This window comes from Alsobacter sp. P4_H11, assembly GCF_056400925.1.
Genome location: NZ_JBFUKI010000001.1, coordinates 355,695 through 376,938 on the forward strand (window position 1 = coordinate 355,695; position 21,244 = coordinate 376,938).

Genomic DNA, 21,244 nt, shown 5'->3' on the forward strand with positions numbered 1-21,244 from the left:
TTTCCTTCCGAAACGTCTTATTTGAAGCGGCTGACGCTCTCCGCGCCAGGATGCCTACGCTTGACTTACAAAAAGGCTAGCCGTGCAATGGGAGCCTGCATACCCACAATAATGGCCTCACCCTTGACGAAAGCTCAGAGCAGATGGCCAGAACTCTACCGCCGCTGAACGCTCTGCGGGCGTTCGAGGCCACCGTCCGGCACGGCAGCCTGACCCGGGCGGCTGACGAACTGAGCGTCACCCAGGGAGCGGTGTCGCGCCATGTCACCCAGCTCGAAGCCTGGCTGGACGTGGCGCTGCTGGTCCGGCTGCGCCGCGGCGTCGAGGCGACGCCGCTCGGGGCCGCCTACGCGATTGCGGTGCGCGACGCGTTCGACCAGCTCGAAGCCGGCACAAGGCGCGCCATGACCAAGCCGAACGAGAACCGGTTGCGCATCAAGCTGCCGCCGACATTCGCGATCCGCTGGTTCGTGCCCCGCCTGGCCCGCTTCCACGCGCGCCATCGCGAGATCGACGTCCAGATCACGACCTCGCACCAGCCGGTCGATTTCAGCCGCGACGAAGCGGATCTCTGCATTCATTCGGGCGGGGAGCCGCCGCGGGGCGCGGTGCTCCGCCGGTTGTTCGGCGAGATGCTCACCCCGGTCGCCAGCCCCGGGCTCCTCGCCGCCAATAATGGACTTCGTGAGCCGGGTGATCTGGCGCGATACGTCCTGCTTTGTTCGATGCATCGCCCGGATGACTGGCCTGTCTGGCTGCGCGCCGCCGGCGTGGCCGAACTCGACGGCAATGCCGGCCTGAAGTTCGAAAACTCGGCCTTGGCCTACCAAGCCGCCATCGATGAACTCGGCGTCGTCATGGCTCAACGCGCTTTCGTCGAGGACGACTTGCGGAGCGAACGACTAGTCGCTCCATTAGATCTGCAGGTTGAAACCGCGGGTGGATACTACTTAGCTTATTCTGAAGCGCGTGCGCGATCTCCCGCCATCCGTGCCTTCGAGCAATGGATCCTCCAAGAGGCGGCGGCAGCGCAACCTTCGTGATTTCTGCGCCCGCTCTTGATTCGATGGAGAAGAGCAAAGCCCAAGCGGGTTTAAGGCGTGAACGATCCCAAGACGCAGGCTCACGGGGCCGTTTCATGCGGTCATTGTGAGAGGCCGCTGACAGCCATCGGTCTTAGGTCGGCTCCTGGCGCAAAACGGACCGCGGCGAAGGTGCGCTACTGACCCGAGCAGACGTTAGCCGGTCGCCCATATAGAGGCAGCAGATGACGCAAGTTAACAGGTGAAGCAAGGCACCTGAGCCGCGGTGCGGGGCATGGTCTCACCGGCTTTAAAGCACCCGGAGTGCGGCCCCGAAAGGGGCTACCAAGCACGTGAGGCCCACGCCAAAAGAAATGAATCCTCGATTTCTCTTTCGCGAGATACGCCAAAATCTTGGGCCGGATTACCGCCGCACGTGCCGCAGGGCACAGGGAGGACCCATTCGATTTCCGCGGAAGGCCGGGCCGTGGGCCAGGCGCGGGGGCGTGGGCGGGCTCGGTGGGGGTGCGACGTGCGTCGGGGCGGCGTGGTGCGAGCGCCCGTGTACGGCCCGCTGTGTGGCCCTGCCTGAGGGGTCGGCTAGGTGCTCGACCAGGGGTCAGGGGCTGGGCGTGGTGGCTGTGTGCTGAGGGTCGAAGCGACGTAGACGGTCCAGCCACCATGCGTGGCCTCGTGCTCCTGCCCGGCGAAGAAGCGAGCCTCGGGTGCTCTTGCTCCGCGCCTCCGCAGCATCAAGCCGGACGAGATGTCGGCGTGACGCCGACACTCGCCGGTCAGACGCGTAGGGGACGCCCACCAGGCGTTCCCGATGCGCGGCCAGTTGAAGCGAGCGAGGCAGTCGGCGCGATCGGTCGAGATCGAGCCAGTCCGGTGGATGCTCGCCCTACAGCCCCAATCCAACTCCCATCGAGCAGGCCCTAAAGTACCCGCGCGCATACGCGGGGAGGACTGCGTAAGTTGTTCGAGCCTTATGGGACAATTCCTGGAGTGGCTGTGCAAACGGTCCCCTTAGGGAACCTCCGGTCTTCCGACCGGGGTGTTCCAACACTCCCGGGGTATAAGGGGTGTGTGTGGACAGGGTGTCGGAAAGGGGTTGGAAGGGTGTTGGAATAGGGTTGGAAGGGGGTTGGAAGCGTTACAGCCCGACCTCAACGAGACGGCTGCGCCGTCGTGATGGCGGGCCGCTCTCCTCAACTTTAATCCTGCCAGCGTTGAACAGGCGCTCCATGGCGGCCGCGAACTGCTTCTTGTTCCTGCCGCCCCGATCCGGGTTTTCGGCGAACAGCTTCGGCGCGTACGTAGAGCATGTTTTGGACGTGACATCCCGGTTTTGCTGGTCGAACTGGCTCAACAGTCGAAGAAAAATTGCATCGGTCTCAGCGTCGTAGCCAATCCCATTCGAACCGGTTAGGCCCGTTTCAAGCCGGAACCGGCCATCTACCCAACGCAAGCGGATCTCGCCTCCAGTACGGCCGTAGTTGGCTTTCATTGTGCGAAGTACGCGTGCATCCGGGTCTGACTCGGAGCCGCCGACCTTCACGCGATCGAGGTAGAGGCGGCTCCGGACGCTATTAGACCATGAGGTGGATCCGCTCAGGCCCGTGCCGCTCTCCATGCCGCTCACCGAAGGGTGGGCTAGAAGCACGACTGCCAAATCGAACTCTACGGCGAGCGCTCGCAGCATGGCGATAAAGCCTCGTACGGCTGAGCGCTTGATCTCTTCGGGGAACAGATCGGCCGCCGTATCTAATACGACCAGCGCCGGCCTTAACCGTTCGACCTCCGCTCTCAGCGCGCCCCAAAGCGGAGTGGGATGGAGCCGGCCCGAAGGGTCGTTCGCGGGCACCGCTAATGCTGTGCCCGATGCGCCTGCTGCGGCTTGCTCAACAAGCGAGACGAGCTCGAGCCAAGCGAGGTCACGGTCTGAGAACCCTCGATCACGCACTATGTCTTCCAGTCGCCGGTTCAACTCGTCTTGCTCATCTTCAGCGGACACAAAGAGGGCAGGCCCGCGGCGGGGCTCGCAAGTGAGCCAATCCGTGCCAGTGACACCCGCAACCGCCAGTTCCAGGCTCAGAAGGCTTTTGCCTGTTCCGCCGTCTCCGCCGAGCAAAGTGACCTGGCGCATCGGGACCAATCCTTCTGCATACCACTCGCGCGTTGGAGCGGGCTGAGACAACAGGGAGGCCGCGGTAACCGGGCGCAACTTTAGGAGCGGCTCAGGCGCAATCGGGCCGCGCTGGACCGGCTGCTCAAACCTTGACACTGCCGCCTCATGGCGCACTGCTTGGATCTCGGCGTCTGTGTCGGCTCGGAAGCTCATCACGCCACCGCCGGCATCAGAACTGTCGAAGGCTCGACAACATGAAGCGTGAGCCGGACAAAAGCGGCCCAATCCTCGCGATCCTGGGCCGCAACGGGCGCGTGCTCAGCCCCGCAAAGCCCGGCGGCCGCTGCTTCCGTAAGCGGCACGGCGCCGACGCAGCCCGCCTTGATGCAGGTCAGGGGCGTCCGGTGCAGCCGGAGCGGCTTTCCCCGGTGGCACGTTCCGGGGTTCACTACGTTTACGGCGCCAAGAACGTCCGCAGCACCGAGCAGCGTCCCGAACCGCTCCGGGGCAACCAAGTCAAACGCTACGACGTCAATCAAGCCCTGATCGTCATTCGTCGGAACCTCGAGCGCGAGCGCCAGCACGCCATGTGCATCGAGCGGGGCGAACTCGCATCGCCCTGGAACGCCATAGAACCCGAAAGGGGCTAGGCAGGGCGCGTAAGCGCGCTCCCGGAGCGGGCCCAAGTAGACGCCCGTTCGATGAGCCCAGCGCACCGTACGGCTGCAGCCCAGCTTCTCATTCGGCGCCATTATCTGGAGCAGGATCTCCGCAGCCTCGCTCATGCCGGCCCTCGCGCCAGTGCTGCGGCAGATTTGGGGAACGAGAAGCCGATTGCTCGGTCCGTGTCCGGCACATGCAGTGCACGAGCCTGGTAGAGGCCAAGCCGCTCCCGTCCGTTTGGTCCATGGTCCACGACACCGGTCACCAGGACCGCGCCACCGCGCTTGGTAGGCGAACCGAGGCCGTGTTCGCCGGGGTAGTAGCTCTGCAAGCAAAGACGGCGGCCAGGGCGGCTTGCGAACCACTCGCCATCGTCGTCGCGACCGATCTGGTTGTAAGCCTCATCGATCTGTTCGGCACCGGTGAGCTCGCCCATTCGCTCGCGCTTACAAATCGCGCGAACTGCAATCGCTTCTGACCGGTCCAGAACGTCCGGCCTGTCCGCAACGAGCGAATTCTGGCCGAAGAAAACCCCTACAAGGTAGCGGCCGAGTTGGTCGACATCCCGGCGATATATGCGCTCCTCCGCCTCGCTGCGGTCTCCCCAGTAGTCGAACTGATGTAGCCGGTACCTAGCGTTGAGACGGTCCCGATCCAGCACCAGAACCGCCCCAAGCTGCTCTCCATTGTCACGCTCCATTGAGGCCCAATAACGCGCAGTCTCAATTGAGCGTGAGAAACACACGGTCGGAGACCCAACACGGCTGTATCGCAGCACGCCGGATTTCAGCACCGCAGTGGGATACCTAGTTCCATGAAAGAGAAGTGAGCGCATTCATGAGCCTCGGTTTTCGCAGCTTCAATCGTGAGCGACTTGCCAATGCTTTGGTGTGATTGCGAAGATGGCCCAAGGTTTATGTGGTGCTGACACTCCCACCTCACCTATGTGGCTCCGGCACTTACCGCCGCGGTAAGCCGCATCGTCCCACAGGAGACCAATCAACTGAGTCCGGCAGGCTGGGCGCAGGGATGCTGCCGATCATGTCCGTTTGGGGCAGGTAAGCCGATTGATTCCGGCCTTGGGAGCGAGCTGCGGGAGCCTCGCAAGAAAGTTCAGATAATCCTGACGGAGAATAACGGTCAGGCGGCCAGCTTTCCGAGCCGGCAATTCGCCGTTGTTGATCCTGTCGTAGAGAGCCGTTTTGCTAAACGGCCCGAGTTTGACGACCTCCGCGATCGTCAACGCAGGCTTTTCCATCGATCTCGCTCCAAGGTTCAGCGAAGCGCTAGTGCGTTCGTGGCTGAACGTTGGAGTTGGCAAAACTCTGGGTCACTGGCGTCTTCAGGAATTTTCATCTTGGAAATCGGAGCTTTTAGATAGCCGCGCTCGCCGTTCGAGGGCGAACTGTTCGAGGAATGCATCCAGCACTTCGTCCGGAACGGCAGGGCGGAAGAAATCGGGAGGGAGCGACTGGAATTCGTCCATGATTGCGAAAACGGTGCTCGGCTCAATGACGCCGAGATCAAACGTTTCGTGAATGACGGCTAGAAATCGGGAGAACAGTCCGGTGTCAGCCTTCTTGAGAGGTAGGTCTCTCTCGACCCAAGCCCACATCAGCTTCGGCCAAAGCCACCCAGTCAAAGGGCCACGTTGCCCGCCTCGCACAAGCCTGAAATCACGGATGCTCTCTGCTTCCAGCGCTTCCGGTAAAGAGCTTATATAGGTGTATATCTGCTCCATCCTACCAAGCTGCTTGATGGTGTCGAGCAAGCTATCGAACTCTACGACCATCTCGGCGGGGCTCATGACATAGTATGGTCGCGAGATTTCTCTCCGAATTTTGTCTTTTGCTTTGCGCAGGGCGGCTGCAACGGACTTGTACCGAGTGCCTAGCTCCGAAGGGCTCAACCTCTGCTCGTAACGGACTGCTCGCTTCCGGTACGAACAAACCAATGCCTCGGCTTCGCGCGCCAATTTTTCGCAGGTGTGCGGGTCGACGCTGTTCAGATCGCTCTCTATTCGTCGTCCAAGGTCGCTTCTCTCAGGATCATTGGCGCCCGCGAGCGCCCCATCCACGATAGACGGGATCTCGCTTTCCGAACGCTTGGGCCGCTTACGATCGGGCATCGCGCGCCGGCTTGGAAGGTAAAGCAACCACTTTGCCGCCAATCTCAGGGTCTAAGTATGCTGCCCATGCATTCATCAATGCACGGCGCTTCTCTAGCGCGTCGCCGCGGCGGTAGGCCTGCTCGACAGCCGAGCCGACTGAATGAGCGAGCGCCTGTTCGGCGACCTCTCGTGGAAACGAAGTCTCTTCTCCTGCCCAGTCGCGGAACGAACTCCTGAAGCCGTGCACAGTGGCGTGTTCGACTTTGAGCCGGCGAAGCACCATCTCTAGGGCCATGACGCTGAGCCCCTTGCCTCTGCGCTGTCCCGGAAACAAGAAGTCCCCCACGGTCCGGATCAGCGCCATTTCTTCGAGGATCCGAATTGCCGGCGAGGAGAGGGGGACGCGATGCTCGCGGCCCGCTTTCATGCGGCCGGCCGGCACGGTCCAGACCTTTCGCTCAAGGTCTATCTCCGACCAAGAGGCGCCCATGGTCTCACCTGACCTGGCGGCCGTAAGGACCGTGAACTCCAAGGCCCGCGCGGAGGAGCCCTTCATGTCGTGTACAAGCCCCAAGAAGGCCGGAACCTCGGCGTATGCCATTGCGGCATGGTGCCCACGCGAGAGCTTGGGACGTTTGGGCAAAAGGTGATCTAGGTGGTTGCGCCACTGTGCCGGGTTCGGGCCTGAGCGATGTCCTCGGACAGTGGCCGCGGAGAGCACGGACTCTATGCGTCCCCTTACCCTAGAGGCGGTCTCGGGTTTGGTAAGCCAGATCGGTTTCAGTGCATTAAGCACGTCCTCAGTCGTTATCTTGTTCACCGGCAAGGGCCGTAGGGCAGCCGCGTACTCCCGCAGCGTCATCTTCCATTGCGCCCGGTGTTTCTCATTCCGCCAGGATCCCTCATGGGCCTGGATGAGCGCGTCGGCAGCTTCTCCAAAGGTCGGGACAGCAGTTCGTTGGGCACGTTTTTCGGCAAGAGGGTCCCCGCCGCGCGCGAGTATCTCGCGCGCCTCGGCAGCCTGCTGCCGAGCTGACGCGAGAGGCAACGAGTTCAGGCCACCAAGGCCCATCTCGCGTTGCCTCCCGTGCTTTTTGAATATGAAGAGCCACGATTTGGCGCCCGAAGGACTGATTTGAAGATAGAGCCCGCCCCCGTCCGACAGCCTCCCGGACTTGCTCGCGGACGCGACAGCCCGGGCCGAGAGCTTGTTAAGTGAAAGAGTCATTCGCCGCTCTGCCCACCCCAGCGCATACCCCAGCGCGTAAGGCGGATGGTAGCGAACATACCCGAACGTAGACAAGCACAATGGGTCTGGAAGTCTTGGGTTTATAGCGAGAACTCGAACGGTGCCGGACGTCAGAAGGCCTCGGTGGAAGCTGAATTGGCGGAAGGGGTGGGATTCGAACCCACGGTGAACTTGCGCCCACGGCGGTTTTCAAGACCGCTGCCTTAAACCACTCGGCCACCCTTCCGCAGGCCCTGGGCCGTGCGCGCGCCATCCATGCCGTGGCGGGCCCGCCTTGGCAAGAGTCGCGAAGGGACGGTCGCGATCGTTTTCCGCAGCAAGGTTGAAACCGGCGCGCGGGGGCGTCCGTATCGGGACTGTCGAAACCGAGCGCGGAGAGTGGAATGCAACGCAAGCACGTGATCGGGGCCGCGATGGCGGCCGTCGTCCTGGCAGGGCAGGGCGCCGCGATGGCGAGCGGCCCCAAGTTGAATGGAGCCGACCTGGAGAAGGCGGTGGCGGGCAAGCGCGTCTTTCTGGCGGTGCCGCTCGGAGGCGAATTCCCGTTGTTCTACCGGGCAGACGGACGCGTCGACGGGTCCGGCGAAGCCGTCGGGCTGGGGCGTTTCCTGAAGCCGAACGACAGCGGGCGCTGGTGGGTCTCGGGCGAGAAGCTCTGCCAGAAATGGCAGAACTGGTACGACGGCCGCACCTTCTGCTTCACGCTCTCCCGGCAGGGACCCGACAAACTCGCCTGGGTGCGAGACGACGGCACGTCCGGAGTGGCCCGCGTCGGCAACTGAGTGTGGCTCCTGAACAACCCGGCCCCACAATCCACGTACTGGCTGCGGCGAGCTTGCCTGCCGACACATTTCCGCCTTGATCGCGCGCCGAATTGGTGGCTGCTTTCGGACGACATCATGGCGAAGCTTGGCCGACGCCGTGCGGATGGGGATTGTTAAGCCTGCCTGATTCAGGCGGGCCTGAATTAATCCTTCGTTCATCGTCCCGCGTCAGAAATCGACCTGTCGCGATCGAAAGCGGATGCCCAGGGCAGGGCGGGCCGTAACGAACGCGCGGCGTACAGGCGTTTTGAGGGGGTAGTCCATGGACACGTACCGGATCTCCGATCAAGAGACCGCCGTATCCGAATCGTCCCCCTTCGCCGTTGCATCATCTTCGACGAACCTGCAGCGAGGCCTTCGTGTCTGCGCCGCTGTGGCGGCCGGCCTGCTCGTCGCCAACTGCTCGTCCTCGTCGCCCACCCGCACCGCCAAGGGCGGCATCGATCCCAAATATGGCGTGTCCGCCAGCCCGCGCGTGGTCGCCGAAGGCGAGCCCGTGCCGAAGGGCGGCGGCCGCGATCTGGTCGGCAAGCCTTATGTGGTGGCGGGCCGCCTCTACACGCCGCGCGAGATGCCGAACTACTCGGCCGTCGGCACCGCATCCTGGTACGGCTCGGCCTTCCATGGCCGGCGCACCGCGAATGGAGAAGTATTCGACCGCATGTCGATTTCCGCCGCGCATCCGACGATGCCGCTGCCGAGCTACATCCGCGTCACCAACATGGACAACGGCTACTCGATGATCGCCCGGGTCAATGACCGCGGGCCCTATCATGGCAGCCGCCTGATCGACGTGTCGCAGCGCGTGGCGGAATCGCTGCGCTTCAAGCACATCGGCACCGCCCGGGTTCGGGTGGACTATGTCGGCCGCGCCTCGCTGGCCGGCAGCGACGACGAGAAGCTCGCGATGACGCTGCGCTCGGACGGCGTCCCGGCCCAGCTGCGCGGCGCCGACACCATGGTGGCGAGCGCCGAACCTGCCGTTCTGCCGCGTCCCTCCGTGGCGCGCGCGCTTCCGGTGGATGACGAGGAAGAGGGCGTTCCGGCCATCGTCGCCAACGCGTCCTCGCGTGCGCCCGCCGTTGTGGCGACCTCTGTCGCGGCGCCGCGCACGGCGCCGGTCTCGACGCCCATCCAGGCGGTCGCGGCCCTGCCGCTCGGCAAGCCGGCCCCCGGCGTGCCGTTGCCGCCGGATCGTCCCTTCGACCTCGGCACCATCCCGAACGCCGCTAAGCCGGTGCCGGCGCCGCGGACGGCGCAGCGTGCGCCCGGAACGGTGACGGCGGGGCTGTTCTACGCGCAGCCCGATTCGGTCACCTCGTCGTTCCGCAAGGACGACCCGATGGCCCGCCTCATCCAGCAGAACTTTGTTCCGCTGCGCGCCGCCGCCCGCTTCTGAACCGACCCCCACGGTCGTTGATTTCCGCCCGCCGCCCGCCCATGGTGGGAGCCTTGGCAGGCGGGTGAAGACATGATGCGTGGCGCTTTTCGGATGGGTTTGCGACGGCTCGGGCTCGCTGTCGGCATTGTTTACCTGGCGCTCGCGCCGGCCCCCGCCTGGGCCCAGGCGCAGGGTTTTCAGAGCACCGCCCCCTACGCCATCCTGATGGACTACGACACCGGCGCGGTTCTCTACGAGAAGGCCGCCGACGACCTCATGGTCCCGGCCAGCATGGCCAAGCTGATGACCCTCGAGATCCTGTTCAAGGAGATGGCCGAGGGCAAGGTCAAGCCGGACGACGAGTTCCTGATCTCCGAGGGCGCCTGGCGGCGCGGCGGCGGCCCATCCGGCGGCTCGTCCATGTTCGCCCAGCTCAACAGCAAGGTGAAGGTCGCCGACCTGATCCCCGGCATCGCGGTGCAGTCGGGCAACGACGCCGCCATCGCGGTGGCCGAAGGCCTCGCCGGCAGCGAGGGCGCCTTCGCGACCCGGATGACGACGCGGGCGCGCGAGCTCGGGTTGCAGAAGTCCACCTTTGCGAACGCGACCGGCATTCCCGATCCGGACCAGCGCGTCACCGCGCGTGAACTGGCGCTCCTGGCTAGGCACATCATCCGGACCTACCCGGAGCAGTACAAGGTGTTCGCCCAGCGCGAGTTCACCTGGAACAAGATCCGCCAGCAGAACCGCAATCCGCTGCTGACGCTCGACGTCGGCGCGGATGGGCTGAAGACCGGCAATGTCGGCGAATCCGGCTTCGGGCTGGTCGGCTCGGCCGTGCAGAATGGGCAGCGGCTGATCACTGTGCTGAACGGCCTTAAGACGAGCAAGGACCGTTCGGAAGAAGCACGCCGCATCCTCAATTGGGGTTTCCGCTCCTTCGAAATGAAGGAGGTCTTTCCGGCCGGCGCCGCCATCGGCGAAGCCAAGGTATTCGGCGGCGAGCCGGGCGAAGTGAAGCTCGTCGCAAAGGGGCCCGTGCGCGTGCTCGTGCCGCGCACCGGCAACGAGCGGTTAAGCGGCAAGGTCGTCTACCAGGGCCCGCTGCGGCCGCCCGTGCGCGCCGGCCAGGAGGTCGGGCGCCTGCGCATCAACCGCGGCGACATCCAGGTGTTGGACCTGCCGCTCTATGCCGACGAGGACGCCCAGCCGGGTAAGCTCACCAAGCGTGCGTTCGATTCAGCGACCGAGCTGGCCGTCGGCTTCGTGCGGAGCAAGTTCCAGAAGTCAGGATCATGACCCGGGCGCCCGTGCCGCGCGGCCGCTTCATCACGCTCGAGGGCGGTGAGGGAGCCGGAAAGTCCACGCAGGTCCGCCGCCTCGTGGCCGCGCTGGCGGAGCGCGGCGTGAGCGCCGTCGCGACCCGCGAGCCGGGCGGCTCGCCCCGCGCCGAGGACATTCGCGCGGTTTTGCTGGCCGGATCGGCCGAGCGCCTCGCGCCCCTGGCCGAGACGCTGCTGTTCGCCGCCGCCCGCGCCGACCACATCGCCAAGACGATCCGGCCGGCGCTGGCCCGGTCGCAATGGGTGATTTGCGATCGCTTCGCCGATTCCACCCGCGCCTACCAGGGCGCGCTCGGCGGCGTGGACGCTGAGACAGTTGCGGCGCTTGAGCGGATCGCGGTGGGCGACACCCGGCCGGACCTGACGCTCATCCTCGACCTGCCGGCCGAAACCGGACTGGCGCGGGCCGCCCGCCGCCGCGGCGCCGGAGAGGTCGATCGGTTTGAGCAGGAATCGCTCGCCTTCCACCAAACGCTCCGGCAAGCCTTTCTGGACATTGCGGCGGCCGAGCCCAGGCGTTGCGTGGTGATCGACGCCTCCGGCGACGAGGATCAGGTCGCGGCGGGAATCATGGCCGCCGTCGCGCCGCTGTTGCGCTGATCGCCTTCCATCCCGCCGGCGGCTGTGCTCTGACAGCCGCTCCGGCCGAACGAGAGAGCCCGAACAGTGGCGCAGGACGACGATATCGCCGAAGTCGACCGGCTCGCGAATGCGCCGCATCCGCGCTTCGCGCAGGCGCTGATCGGCCAGGACGCCGCCGAGGCGGCGTTTCTGGACGCCTATCGGGGCGGGCGGTTTCCGCATGCGTGGATCCTGGGCGGCCCCGAGGGCGTCGGCAAGGCCACCTTCGCGTATCGGGCGGCGCGATTTGTGTTCGCGCACCCGGACCAGCGCTCGCCGGCGGTGCTGGGCGCGGCCGATCTTTTCGTGCCGCCGGAGGAGGGCGTATTTCGCCGGGTCGCCGCGCTGGCCCATACGAGCCTCTTCGTGGTGCGCCGCCAGCTCAACCCCGAGAAGAAGACCATGCCGACCGTGATCCCGGTGGATCTGGTCCGCAAGGCGGTGAACTTCTTCGGCTCCACGGCCGGCGAGGGCGGCTGGCGCGTCTGCATCGTCGACTGCGCCGAGGACCTCAACGTCCAGGGCGCCAACGCGCTGCTGAAAGTGATCGAGGAGCCGCCGCCGCGCTCGTTGTTCCTGCTGGTGTCGCACATGCCCGGCCGGCTGCTGCCAACGATCCGGTCCCGCTGCCGGATGCTGCGCTTTCGCACCCTGGCGCCCGACGAGGTGAGCCGCGCGGTCGTGGCCGCCGCCGGCGCGGACGCGCCTGACGAGCACCTGGCCGAACGCGCCGCCGCGCTGTCGGGCGGCACGGTGCGGGGCGCGTTCAAGATCATGGACGAGAGCGCGCTCGCCATCGTGGAGCACATCTGCAAGGCGCTGGAGCGGCTGCCCGACGTGGACTGGAAGGACGTGCACGGCATCGCGGACGGGCTGGCCGGCCGCGCCAACGACGCCGCCTACGAGACCGCGATCGAGACGATGTTCGCCTGGCTCGGCGAGCAGGCGACGGCGCGCGCCGAGGAGGGCCCCCGTCGCCTTGCGCCCCTTGCGGAGGTATGGGACAAGGCGACGCGCACGGTGCGAGAGACGGACAGCTACAATCTGGACCGCCGGGCGCTTGTTCTGACCCTGTTCGCGGACCTCTCGGACGCGCTGCGCGCTTCCCGCGCGGCATGAAAGGTTCGCCGCCCGACCTTGAGGCCGCGATGCCCGCCAAGCCGCATTTCTATATCACGACGGCGATTTCCTATCCGAACGGCGCGCCGCATATCGGCCACGCCTACGAACTCATCGCCACCGACGCCATCGCGCGTTTCAAGCGGCTCGACGGCTTCGACGTGTTCTTTCTGACCGGCACGGACGAGCACGGCCAGAAAATGCTGCAGACGGCCGCCCGCGAGGGCGTCACCGCACAGGAACTGGCCGACCGCAACGCCGCCGTGTTCCGCCGCATGGCGACGGCCCTGAACGCCTCCAACGACGACTTCATCCGCACCACGGAGGAACGCCACCACCGCACGTGCCAGGAAATCTGGAAGCGCATGGAGGCCAATGGCGACATCTACCTCGCCAAATATTCCGGCTGGTACTCGGTGCGCGACGAGGCCTACTACGCCGAATCGGAGACCACGGCCGGCCCCGACGGCGTCCGCCGCGGCCCGACCGGGACGCCCGTGGAATGGGTGGAGGAGGAGAGTTACTTCTTCCGCCTCTCGGCCTATGGAGACCGGCTGCTGGCGCTCTACGAGAGCCAGCCCGACTTCGTCTCGCCCGAGGAGCGCCGCAACGAGATCGTCAGCTTCGTGAAGGGCGGCCTGAAGGACCTCTCGGTCAGCCGCACGGCCTTCGACTGGGGCATTCCGGTGCCGGGCGACCCCAAGCACGTGATGTATGTGTGGGTCGACGCGCTGACCAACTATGTCACCGCGACCGGCTATCCGGACGAGACGGAGCGCTCGCATTTCTGGCCCGCCGACGTGCACGTGATCGGCAAGGACATCGTGCGGTTCCACGCCGTGTACTGGCCGGCGTTTCTCCTGTCCGCCGGATGGCCGCTGCCCAAGCGCGTCTTCGGCCACGGCTTCCTGTTCAACCGCGGGGAGAAGATGTCGAAGTCGGTCGGCAACGTGATCGACCCCTTCACGCTCGCCGAGCACTACGGGGTCGACCAGCTGCGCTACTTCTTCCTGCGCGAGGTGCCATTCGGGCAGGACGGCAACTATTCGCACGAGGCGATCGTCAACCGCATCAACGCCGACCTCGCAAACGACCTCGGCAACCTGGCGCAGCGCTCGCTGTCCATGATCGCCAAGAACCTGGACGGCGTCGTGCCGACCCCCGGGGCCTATTCGGACGGCGACAAGGCGCTGCTCGCGGCCGCCTATGCGCTGCCCGCCAAGGCGCGGGACGCGATGGGCGCGATGGCGCTGCACACCATCCTGGCCGACATCTGGCGCGTCGTGGGCGACGCCAACCGGTACTTCGCCGGCGAGGAGCCCTGGGTGAAGCGCAAGAGCGATCCCAAGCGCTTCGCGACGGTGCTCTATGTGACGGCCGAGACGCTGCGCTCCGTGGCCATCATGGCGCAGCCTGTGATCCCGACCGCGGCGGGCGCCTTGCTGGACCTGCTCGGCGTCGCCCCCAACGCGCGCGACTTTGCGCAGGTCGGGGAGGGGGCCCGCATCGCCCCCGGCGCCATCCTGCCCGCGCCGGCGCCCATCTTCCCGCGTTATGTAGAACCTGAATGATCGCCTGCAACCCATTGTCTGGATTATAGGTTATCGTTTCACCATGCTCGTCGACAGCCACTGCCACCTGGATTTCCCCGACTTCGCCCCCGAGCTCGACGCCGTGGTCGCCCGGGCCCGCGCGGCGGGCGTCGGGACCATGCTGACGATCTCGACCCGCGTGCGGCAGGTCGACCGCTACCGGGCCATCGCCGAGACCTACCCGGAGGTGTTCTTCACGGTCGGCACCCATCCGCACCAGGCGGCCGAGGAGCCGGACGTCACGCAGGATGAGATCGTGGCGCTCTCGGCCCATCCGCGCTGCGTCGGCATCGGCGAGGCCGGGCTCGACTACCATTATGGCTACAGCCCCAAGGACGTGTCCGCGCGCGTGTTTCGTACCCATATCGGCGCGGCGCGCGAAACCGGGCTGCCGCTGGTGATCCACGCCCGCGACGCGGACGAGGACATGATCGCCATCCTGGAAGACGAGATGGGGAAGGGCGCCTTCAAGGCGGTGCTCCATTGCTTCTCATCCGGCGCCGAGCTCGCCCGCGCGGGCGTGCGGCTGGGCCTCTACGTATCGTTCTCCGGCATCCTGACGTTTAAGCGCTCCGAGGAGATCCGCGCCATCGCGGCCGAGATTCCGGCCGAGCGCCTGCTGGTGGAGACCGACGCGCCGTTCCTGGCGCCGCTGCCGCATCGCGGCAAGCGCAACGAGCCCGCCTTCGTGGCGCACACCAACGCGGTGCTGGCGGAGGTCAAGGGCGTGTCGCCGGACGCCATGGCGCAGACCACGACCGACAACTTCTTCCGCCTGTTCGCCAAGGCGGTACGGCCCAGCCAGGCGGCAAGCGCCGCATGACGATGCGCTTCACCATCCTGGGCTGCGGCTCATCCGGCGGCGTGCCGCGCGTCGGCTCGGGCTGGGGCGCGTGCGATCCCGCCAACCCGCGCAATCGCCGCCGGCGCTGCTCCATGCTGGTCGAGAAGCTCTCCGGCGGCGCGGCGACCCGCGTGCTGGTCGACACTACGCCGGACTGCCGCGAGCAGCTCCTGGACGCGCAGGTGAAGCACCTCGACGCGGTGCTCTACACCCACGACCACGCTGACCATACGCACGGCATCGACGATGTCCGGCCGCTCGTGATCCACATGCGGCGCGTCCTGCCGGTGTTCATGGACGAGACCACCGCGCACCTGATGAAGCAGCGCTTCGGCTACTGTTTCTCGTCGCCCGAAGGCAGCGGCTATCCGCCGATTGTGCGCGAGTTCCGCATCACGCCGGGCCATGCCGTGAAGGTCGACGGCGCGGCCGGCGAACTGGCCGCCACGCCGATCCGGGTGCATCACGGCCCGAACTACGACGCGCTCGGATTCCGCTTCGGCGACGTGGCGTACACGCCTGACGTGAATGCGATTCCCGACGCGAGCGTGCCGTTGCTGGAGGGCCTGGACCTCTGGATCATCGACGCGTTGCGCCACACGCCGCACCCGACACATTTCTCGCTCGGCGAAGCGCTGGACTGGATCGCCCGGATGAAGCCGAAGCGCGCCGTGGTGACGAACCTCCATACGGATCTCGACCACGACACGCTGCGCCGCGATCTGCCGGCCAATGTCGAACCGGCTTATGACGGCATGGTGCTGGAGGCCTGACTGCGCCAACCCCCGCCTACACTGAGTTAGGTTCCATAATATATCTTATGCGAATCACATCTAGGCGGCTGGCGTCCTGTTCCCGCTTCCGTCACAGCGCCGCGACACGCTCCACCACGTGGCGGAACGCTTTCGTCGTGTCCGCGTCGACGCAGCGCCACCCTGCTCCGGAGCCCCGCCATGCTGACGCTCGATGGATCCTGCCGCTGCGGCGCCGTGCGCTTCTCGATGCGCTCGCACGCGCCGCAGCCGTACCAGCTCTGCTACTGCTCGATCTGCCGCAAGACGGCCGGCGGCGGCGGCTTCGCGATCAACCTGTCGGCTGACGCCAAAAGCCTCACCGTGGACGGCGCGGACGCGATCGCGGTGTTCCGCGCCGAGATCGCCGATGACGGCCACTGCAGGACGAGCTCCGGCGAACGCAACTTCTGCACGCGATGCGGCACGGCGTTGTGGCTCTATGATCCGACCTGGCCGGAGTTGATCCACCCCTTCGCGTCGGCCATCGATTCCGCGCTGCCGGTTCCGCCGGCGCGCACCCACATCATGCTGCGGTTCAAAGCGTCCTGGGTCACGCCGGATTTCGGCCCCGATGACGAAAGCTTCGACCTGTACCCGGAGCAATCCATCGAGGACTGGCATCGCGGCCGCGGCCTCTGGCTCGACTGAGCCGCCGACCGCGGCCGCGCATCCTCAGGGACGCGCCTCCAGCACCATGTTGAACGGCGTCGTCGCCGCCGCCCGCACCCGGCCGAAGCCGCCGCTGCGGATGACCTCCGCGAGCCGCCTTTCGCCGGCCTGGGCGCCGAGCGCCAGGCCGACGTCCTGCGATTTCGACGCCGGCGTGCACAGCATGGTGGACGCCGCATAGTAGATCCGGCCGACCGGATTGAGGTTGTCCTCCACCTTGTCGCCCGCCATCGGCTCCACGATCATCCAGGTTCCGTCGGCCGCCATGGTGCTCCGCGCGTGCCGCGCCGCGCCCACGGGGTCGCCCATGTCGTGCAGGCAGTCGAAGAACGTGATGAGGTCGTAGTTCATGGCCGGGTAGCTCCGCGCATCCGCGACCGCGAACTCGCACTGCCCGGCGACGCCGGCCTCCAAGGCGGCCGCCCGCGCCTGCTCGATCGAGCCGTCATGGTAGTCGAAGCCGAAGAAGCGGGAATTTGGGAAAGCCTGCGCCATGATGATCGTGGACGCTCCGTGCCCGCAGCCCACATCGGCGACCCGGGCGCCCCGTCGCAGTTTTTCGACCACGCCCTCGAGGGCGGGCAGCCACTCATCCACGAGGTGATGCCGGTAGCTGGTCCTGAAGAAGCGCTCGGTGCCGCGGAAGAGGCACTGGCTGTGGTCGTGCCATCCGACCCCCCTGCCCGACTTGAACGCCGCCGTGATCTTCGGTTCGTCGCGGTACATCGCCGACGCGATGTCGAAGGCGCCGGCCATGAAGGCCGGGCTGTTTTCGTCGGCCAGAACGGCGGCCTGCTCGGGCGACAACGTGTAACGCTCGGTCTTGGGGTCGTAGTCCATGTAGCCCGACGCCGCCATGGCGGAGAGCCATTCGCGGACGTAGCGCTCATCCGTATGCGTGCGCAGCGCCAGTTGCTGGGGGCCGATCGGCCCGGCGTTCGCCATGGCCTTGTAGAGGCCGAGCTTGTCGCCCATCAGCACGAGCGCCCCGCTGAACACGGCGCCCATGTCGCCCAGCATCTTGCCCACGAAGGCGTTGAGCCGGTCGCCGTCGAGCAGTGCGGCCGCCGGCGGCGCAGCCTCGGTCGGGGCGGCTGGATTGGCCCCGGGCATGATCGCGGCTGGGTTCAGCATCGCGCCGTTGGGCGCGGGAGAGGTCGAGGGAGTTTGGGGTTGCATGACGATCCTCCAGATGCGGCGCGTTCGGTGGACGCGTCCGCCAGCTATGGAAAGGATGTCGTGAGCGCCGCCGGCGCACTGCAGTCGCCCGATACGACGTTCGCGGCTTCAAGCCCCGGCGACCAGGATCGACGCCGGACCGAAGCACAATACCACTCCTCCGGCGGCTGTGACGTCGCCATGGCGGCGTGACGAGCGCCCAGAGGGGCATTTCGGCGCGCGCTGTGCGGCGTCGCACGCTCTTGACCGGGATCATGGCGGCGCGGGACAAGGTGGACCACACGCACGAGCCCACCGCCGCGACGGCGCAGGAGGCGCTTGGGGCTCACGAGGTCGAGATGGCTGATCAGCAGTTGCAGAACCCCATTCCCGATCAGGTCGACATCGCGGTGGTCGGCGGCGGCGCCGTGGGGTTGGCGGCCGCCATCGCGCTGTCCCGCCAGGGCTGGGACGTCGCGCTGGTCGGCCCCACTGCGGCGCGCCGGGATGGCCGCACCGTCGCGCTCATGGAAGGCTCGCTCCGCATCCTGGACGATCTCGGCGTCTGGAGCACCCTCGCCCCGCTGGCGTCGCCGCTCGCCACGCTGACGATTATCGACGACACGGGCGGCCTATTTCGGGCGCCGCCCGTCAGCTTCCATGCCGGCGAACTCGGCCTCGACGTGTTCGGACAGAATATCGAGGTTGCGGCGCTCACCGAGGCCCTGTCGGACGCGGCCGCGCGGCGGCCCGGCCTGGCGCGCATCGATGCGCTGGCGACCCGCGTGAGCCTGGGAGAGGATGGCGGCGAGGTCACGCTGGCCACGGGCGCGACCCTGCGCGCCAGCCTCCTCGTGGGAGCCGAGGGCCGCGAATCCCTCGTGCGCGACGCCGCCGGGATCGGCGCCCGCCGCTGGAGCTACCCACAAACCGCCCTCACGGCGATTTTGGCGCATGACCGGCCCCATCACGATACCTCGACGGAGTTTCACACCCGCCAGGGGCCGTTCACGCTCGTCCCGATGCAGGGAAATCGATCCAGCCTCGTCTGGCTCGTGGAGCCTGCCCGCGCCGAGCATCTCGCGGCGCTGGACGACGAGGCCTTCGCGGCCGCGGTCGAGCGGCAGGCGCAATCCATGCTCGGCCGCATGCGTGTGGACGGCCCAAGAGGCGCCGTGCCGATGAGCGGCTTGTCCGTGAACGGCTTTGCGGGCGAACGTTGCGCCGTGATCGGCGAGGCCGCGCATGTGTTCCCGCCCATCGGCGCGCAGGGCCTCAATCTCGGGCTGCGCGACGTCGCGGCGCTCGCCAAGGCGACCGGGCCGGTGGGAAGCGATCCCGGAGCCCCTGCCCGCCTGGCCGCCTTCGACCGTGCGCGCCGGCTCGATGTGGCGACCCGCACGACCGCCGTGGATGCGCTCAACCGCTCGCTGCTGGCCGGCTTCCTCCCTGTCGACATGGCGCGCGGGCTTGGCCTGATGGCGCTGTCCGCAATAGGTCCGCTGCGGCGCTTCGCAATGCGGCAGGGTCTCGGTCTGAATGCCTAGGCATATTTGCCGGCATGGAATGAGCTAGGATTAAGAGCGGAACAACGCAAGATTGAGCGCCCTGCCCTCACTGATTTAAGGGAAAAGATCGAAGGGAATGCGGTCCTCCGCCATCAGCACCAGCAGCGTCGTGACCGTGACCACGGACGCCAGCGTGCCCAGCAGAATGGCCGTGGAGGCCCGCTCCACGTAGGTTTTGTACTGGTTCGCGATCACGAACACGTTCAGGGCCGGCGGCAACGACGCCATCAGGACGGCGGTGAACATCCACTCGCGGCTGAAATTGCCGATCCAGGACAGGATCACCCAGGCCGCCAGCGGGTGGATGATGAGCTTGATCACCAGCAGCGCCGGCGTCTCGACGGGCAGCCGCTTCACCGGCCGCAGCGCCACCGTGACGCCCATCGTAAACAGCGCGCACGGCGCGGCGGCGTTCTTCAAGAAGGTGAGCATCGTGTCGAGCCAGACCGGCGGCTCGAAATGCGCGTAGGCGGCCCCGATCGCCACCGCGGTCGCGATGTTGAATGGGTGCGTCACGACCCGTTTCACCACGTACCAGGCGGTTTGCGCGAGGTTCATCTCCCCCTTCCCGCCCAGCGCCATGAGGAACGGCACGAGCGTGAACAGCAGGATGTTGTCGAACACGAAGATCAGCGCGGTGGGGACGATGGCCCCCTGCCCTAGCGCCGCGATGGTGAGGCCCGGGCCCATATAGCCCACATTGGCGTAGCCGCCCGCGACGCCCTGCACGGCCGATTGGCGGAAATCGCCGCGCGTGGTCAGCATGCCCACGGTGAAGGCCAGCGCGAAGGCCAGGAACGTCGAGGCCGTGGTGCCGAGCACATAGGGCCAGTTCGACAACTGCTCCAGCGGCGCGGCCGAGATCAGCTTGAAGAACAGGCCCGGCAGTGCGAGGTAGACGATGAAGAAGTTCATCCACTGCAGCCCGGCCTCCGGATATTTCAGGAGCTTGCCGCAGAAATAGCCAAGGAAGATGAGCCCGAAGAACGGCAGCGCAAGGGAGACGACGCTCGACACCTGGGCTCCTTGTCGACGGACGGATCGGCCGGCATTGGCTCTACGGCGCAGCATGCCCGATGGCAACATCTCTCGTCCCGACGCTGCGCCGTGCTGCCCCTCGCGAACCGCGCGGCTGCCTTTGGCAAACCGCTGATCCCCAGCCCAACGGATGTCGCGCTTCCGGGAACCGCACCGGCGTGCTAGCCCCAGCGCATTGCGGCGAGGCGAAGACGTGCGGGCTGATGAACGGGCGGTGCGGGACGGTACGCTCAGCGGACGGATGCTGGGACCGTTCGGGATTCTGACGCGGCTCGAATATTGGGGCTTCCGGATCGTCGCCGCCCTTTTCGGCGCGCTGCCGGTGGATGTCGCCTCCAGCCTGTCGGGGTGGATCTGGCGCACGGTCGCGCCGCATCTTCGCCGCCATGCGCGGGCCGAGCGCAACCTTGCCGCCTCCATGCCCGAGCTGAGCGCCCGGGAACGCGCCGCCGTGCTGGACCAGATGTGGGATGGGCTGGGCCGCACCTTCGCGGAGGCGTTTCACCTGCGAACCATCCAGAGCGATCCGTCCCGCATCGCGCTCGACCTGTCGCCCGAGGTGCTGGAGGCGGTGCGCTCGCCGCGCGGCTGCGTGCTCGCCTGCCCGCACATGGGCAACTGGGAGGTCGCCAGCATCGCGGCCCTGCAGGCAGGCGGACGCGTCGCGGGCGTCTACCAGCGACTGAAGAACCCGCTCGTCGACCGCTACGTGACCGGGCTGCGGGAGCCTTATTATCCACAAGGCCTGTTCACGAAGGGCAACGACGCCGTCCTGAAGCTGCGACGGGTCTTGCGCCAGGGCCACGGCGTGGCGCTGCTGGCCGACCTGCGCGAGATGCGGGGCGTGGCCGTGCCGTTTTTCGGGCGCCCTGCCCCGTCCACCCCGTTTCCGGCGTTTCTGGCCTGCTCCATGGGCGCGCCGCTCGTCGCCGGACGCGTGGTCCGCCTGGGCGGCGCGCGTTTCAGGATCACCGGCGAACTCCTTCCGGTGCAGTCCACGGGAAACCGGGACGCCGATATCGAGGCGACCACGGCCGCGATCCACGCCTGCTTCGAGCGCTTCATTCGCGAGAACCCCGGCCAGTGGATGTGGGCGCACCGGCGCTGGGGCTAGCAGA

20 protein-coding genes and 1 tRNA gene are annotated in these 21,244 nt (G+C 66.6%); 13 read left to right on the plus strand and 8 right to left on the minus strand.

Features of this window, described 5'->3' with window-relative positions; translation table 11 throughout:
- The first annotated feature begins 143 nt into the window (after positions 1–143).
- A complete protein-coding gene (gene gcvA, locus AC1DSZ_RS01615; RefSeq protein WP_476836652.1) occupies positions 144–1,043 on the plus strand; it encodes a transcriptional regulator GcvA in 900 nt (299 codons plus the stop codon).
- Positions 1,044–2,178: 1,135 nt separating this feature from the next.
- On the opposite strand, the gene AC1DSZ_RS01620 is transcribed toward gcvA, so the two are convergent.
- Entirely contained in the window at positions 2,179–3,366 is a 1,188-nt protein-coding gene (locus AC1DSZ_RS01620) for an AAA family ATPase (protein ID WP_476836653.1), read from the minus strand.
- Between the two features lie 41 nt (positions 3,367–3,407).
- Between AC1DSZ_RS01620 and AC1DSZ_RS01625 the strand changes: the two genes are divergently transcribed.
- On the plus strand, positions 3,408–3,803 hold the full coding sequence (locus tag AC1DSZ_RS01625; protein ID WP_476836654.1) for a hypothetical protein: 396 nt from the start codon (positions 3,408–3,410) through the stop codon (positions 3,801–3,803).
- Between the two features lie 131 nt (positions 3,804–3,934).
- On the opposite strand, the gene AC1DSZ_RS01630 is transcribed toward AC1DSZ_RS01625, so the two are convergent.
- The 5 genes from AC1DSZ_RS01630 to AC1DSZ_RS01650 form a co-directional block, all read right to left on the minus strand.
- On the minus strand, positions 3,935–4,516 hold the full coding sequence (locus AC1DSZ_RS01630; RefSeq protein WP_476836655.1) for a hypothetical protein: 582 nt from the start codon (positions 4,514–4,516) through the stop codon (positions 3,935–3,937).
- Between the two features lie 339 nt (positions 4,517–4,855).
- Positions 4,856–5,074, minus strand: coding sequence for a helix-turn-helix domain-containing protein (locus tag AC1DSZ_RS01635; protein WP_476836656.1), 219 nt, complete (start codon positions 5,072–5,074; stop codon positions 4,856–4,858).
- An 84-nt stretch (positions 5,075–5,158) separates the two neighbouring features.
- Positions 5,159–5,944, minus strand: a complete 786-nt coding sequence (locus tag AC1DSZ_RS01640; protein ID WP_476836657.1) for a hypothetical protein — start codon at positions 5,942–5,944, stop codon at positions 5,159–5,161.
- The gene (locus AC1DSZ_RS01645) at positions 5,931–7,154 is read right to left on the minus strand and encodes a tyrosine-type recombinase/integrase (RefSeq protein ID WP_476836658.1); all 1,224 of its coding nucleotides are present in this window, start codon (positions 7,152–7,154) and stop codon (positions 5,931–5,933) included. Before AC1DSZ_RS01645 ends, AC1DSZ_RS01640 begins: the two co-directional genes overlap by 14 nt.
- 157 nt (positions 7,155–7,311) lie before the next feature.
- Positions 7,312–7,401: transfer RNA gene (locus AC1DSZ_RS01650), tRNA-Ser, on the minus strand.
- 157 nt (positions 7,402–7,558) lie between these two features.
- Between AC1DSZ_RS01650 and AC1DSZ_RS01655 the strand changes: the two genes are divergently transcribed.
- The 9 genes from AC1DSZ_RS01655 to AC1DSZ_RS01695 all read left to right on the plus strand — a co-directional run bounded on the left by AC1DSZ_RS01655 (position 7,559) and on the right by AC1DSZ_RS01695 (position 16,341).
- The gene (locus tag AC1DSZ_RS01655) at positions 7,559–7,957 is read left to right on the plus strand and encodes a hypothetical protein (protein WP_476836659.1); all 399 of its coding nucleotides are present in this window, start codon (positions 7,559–7,561) and stop codon (positions 7,955–7,957) included.
- A 415-nt stretch (positions 7,958–8,372) separates the two neighbouring features.
- Positions 8,373–9,398, plus strand: coding sequence for a septal ring lytic transglycosylase RlpA family protein (locus tag AC1DSZ_RS01660; protein WP_476836660.1), 1,026 nt, complete (start codon positions 8,373–8,375; stop codon positions 9,396–9,398).
- 72 nt (positions 9,399–9,470) lie between these two features.
- Positions 9,471–10,679 carry a D-alanyl-D-alanine carboxypeptidase family protein gene (locus tag AC1DSZ_RS01665; RefSeq protein ID WP_476836661.1) on the plus strand — a complete coding sequence of 403 codons (1,209 nt, stop codon included), beginning with the start codon at positions 9,471–9,473 and terminating at the stop codon, positions 10,677–10,679.
- Positions 10,676–11,323: a dTMP kinase gene (gene tmk / locus AC1DSZ_RS01670; protein WP_476836662.1), complete on the plus strand. Its 648-nt coding sequence runs from the start codon at positions 10,676–10,678 to the stop codon at positions 11,321–11,323. The genes AC1DSZ_RS01665 and tmk overlap by 4 nt, the downstream gene beginning before the upstream one ends.
- A gap of 66 nt (positions 11,324–11,389) precedes the next feature.
- Positions 11,390–12,463 (plus strand): DNA polymerase III subunit delta', encoded by a 1,074-nt coding sequence (locus AC1DSZ_RS01675; RefSeq protein ID WP_476836663.1) that lies wholly within the window; start codon positions 11,390–11,392, stop codon positions 12,461–12,463.
- 29 nt (positions 12,464–12,492) lie between these two features.
- Positions 12,493–14,034 (plus strand): methionine--tRNA ligase, encoded by a 1,542-nt coding sequence (gene metG, locus AC1DSZ_RS01680; protein WP_476836664.1) that lies wholly within the window; start codon positions 12,493–12,495, stop codon positions 14,032–14,034.
- A 43-nt stretch (positions 14,035–14,077) separates the two neighbouring features.
- Entirely contained in the window at positions 14,078–14,878 is an 801-nt protein-coding gene (locus AC1DSZ_RS01685; protein ID WP_476836665.1) for a TatD family hydrolase, read from the plus strand.
- On the plus strand, positions 14,875–15,672 hold the full coding sequence (locus AC1DSZ_RS01690) for an MBL fold metallo-hydrolase (RefSeq protein WP_476836666.1): 798 nt from the start codon (positions 14,875–14,877) through the stop codon (positions 15,670–15,672). The genes AC1DSZ_RS01685 and AC1DSZ_RS01690 overlap by 4 nt, the downstream gene beginning before the upstream one ends.
- 180 nt (positions 15,673–15,852) lie before the next feature.
- The gene (locus AC1DSZ_RS01695) at positions 15,853–16,341 is read left to right on the plus strand and encodes a GFA family protein (protein ID WP_476836667.1); all 489 of its coding nucleotides are present in this window, start codon (positions 15,853–15,855) and stop codon (positions 16,339–16,341) included.
- Between the two features lie 24 nt (positions 16,342–16,365).
- On the opposite strand, the gene AC1DSZ_RS01700 is transcribed toward AC1DSZ_RS01695, so the two are convergent.
- Positions 16,366–17,475, minus strand: coding sequence for a class I SAM-dependent methyltransferase (locus AC1DSZ_RS01700; protein WP_476836988.1), 1,110 nt, complete (start codon positions 17,473–17,475; stop codon positions 16,366–16,368).
- Positions 17,476–17,879: 404 nt separating this feature from the next.
- Here AC1DSZ_RS01700 and AC1DSZ_RS01705 point away from each other — a divergent pair, with 404 nt between their 5' ends.
- Entirely contained in the window at positions 17,880–19,067 is a 1,188-nt protein-coding gene (locus AC1DSZ_RS01705; RefSeq protein WP_476836989.1) for a UbiH/UbiF family hydroxylase, read from the plus strand.
- Positions 19,068–19,142: 75 nt separating this feature from the next.
- On the opposite strand, the gene AC1DSZ_RS01710 is transcribed toward AC1DSZ_RS01705, so the two are convergent.
- A complete protein-coding gene (locus tag AC1DSZ_RS01710; RefSeq protein ID WP_476836668.1) occupies positions 19,143–20,105 on the minus strand; it encodes an AEC family transporter in 963 nt (320 codons plus the stop codon).
- Positions 20,106–20,319: 214 nt separating this feature from the next.
- Here AC1DSZ_RS01710 and AC1DSZ_RS01715 point away from each other — a divergent pair, with 214 nt between their 5' ends.
- Positions 20,320–21,240 (plus strand): lysophospholipid acyltransferase family protein, encoded by a 921-nt coding sequence (locus AC1DSZ_RS01715; protein ID WP_476836669.1) that lies wholly within the window; start codon positions 20,320–20,322, stop codon positions 21,238–21,240.
- The last annotated feature ends 4 nt before the right edge of the window (positions 21,241–21,244 follow it).